The 1,383-nt window shown below is 45.2% G+C and carries 1 protein-coding gene and 1 pseudogene; both read left to right on the top strand.

Going from position 1 to position 1,383, the window contains the following annotated elements:
- The coding region (locus B4K20_RS12515; protein ID WP_289283131.1) for a TonB-dependent receptor at positions 1–1,199 on the top strand (1,199 nt) is incomplete at its 5' end.
- Positions 1,150–1,383: pseudogene (locus B4K20_RS12520) on the top strand (TonB-dependent receptor); the annotation flags it as partial. The gene B4K20_RS12515 and the pseudogene B4K20_RS12520, both read left to right, overlap by 50 nt.

Raw genomic sequence — 1,383 nt, forward strand, 5'->3', positions numbered from 1 at the left:
CGTTATTTTTGATTGATGGTGTGCCTCAGAGTAACCCACTACGTGATGGTCAGCGTGATGGTCACACCATTGATATGTCCATGGTGGAGCGCGTTGAAGTGATTCACGGTGCCAGTGCTATTCATGGGCTTGGCACAACGGGTGGCATTATCAACTTTATTACCCGCCGCCCAAGTCAGGATTCACTCAAACAAAGTCTGAATGTGCAAATGACCACACCAACCGGCGAGTTTGGTGATGAAACGTCGGGTTACCGTACAGATTACAATCTGAGTGGCAGCAAAAATTATTTCGAATATACGCTTGGCCTAAGTTACGAAAGACAAGGTGTGTTTCTGGATGCCGATGGTACCGAAATTGGTGTCGATAATGTGCAGGGCGACATTATGAATTCCAAGAGTTACGACCTGTTCACTAAGCTGGGTTACTGGATAAATGATGATCAGCATATAGAAGCTTCTCTAAATCGTTATCAAGTCAAAGGTGGCAATGATTACATTAGCGTCGACGGTGATATTGAGAAAGGTATACCCACTACCTCAGTCAGGGGAACCCCAGTCGGCGATGCGCCATATAACAGAGTATTAACCACCAGTCTGAAATATCAAAATTATGATTTAGCAGGAATGGAGTTTACCGCCCAGGCCTATCGCCAGGAGTTTGAAGCTTTATATGGGGCACTAGCATCCAGTAGTTTTGAAGATCCTGTTTTGGCGCCTGATAGCATTGATCAAACGCAGATTGAGTCAGTGAAGAAAGGGGCAAAATTCACCTTTGTTAAAGATGGTTTATTGGAAGACAGATTGAAAGTCACGACTGGTTTGGATTTGATTGAGGACAGCTCATTACAAAATCTGGCCATGACAAACCGTAATTATGTACCGGAAGTGGTCTATAAAAATTATGCACCTTTCCTGCAACTACAGTTGCAACCTATAGACGCCGTTGTATTACATGCTGGGGTTCGTTATGAGCACTCGGAGCTGGACGTCGATGACTTCACTACTGTTTATGGCAAGGGCAGTGTTGATGTCAAAGGGGGGAATCCTGATTTCAGTGAGACCTTGTTTAATGGTGGTATCGTTGTTAGTCCTCTGTCCTGGATGAGTGTGTTTGCGAATTACTTCAGAAGGGTTTGGTATGCCGGATGTGGGGCGTGTCTTACGCGGTGTGAGTGTCGCTGGCCTGAGTGTGGATAGTTTGCTGGATCTAGAACCCATCCTGACGACCAATAGAGAAATTGGTTTACGGTTTGACTGGGACACGGTTGACTTTGAGATCAGCTACTACGAGTCAGACTCTGACTTGGGCTCGCGTCTCTCTGCTAATGCCGATAAAACAGAATATTTTGTGAATCGTGAAAAAACTGAAATCAATGGTGCC

Origin of the sequence: Methylophaga sp. UBA5088, assembly GCF_002414625.1 — a bacterium.
GTDB classification, from domain to species: Bacteria; Pseudomonadota; Gammaproteobacteria; order Nitrosococcales; family Methylophagaceae; genus Methylophaga; species Methylophaga marina.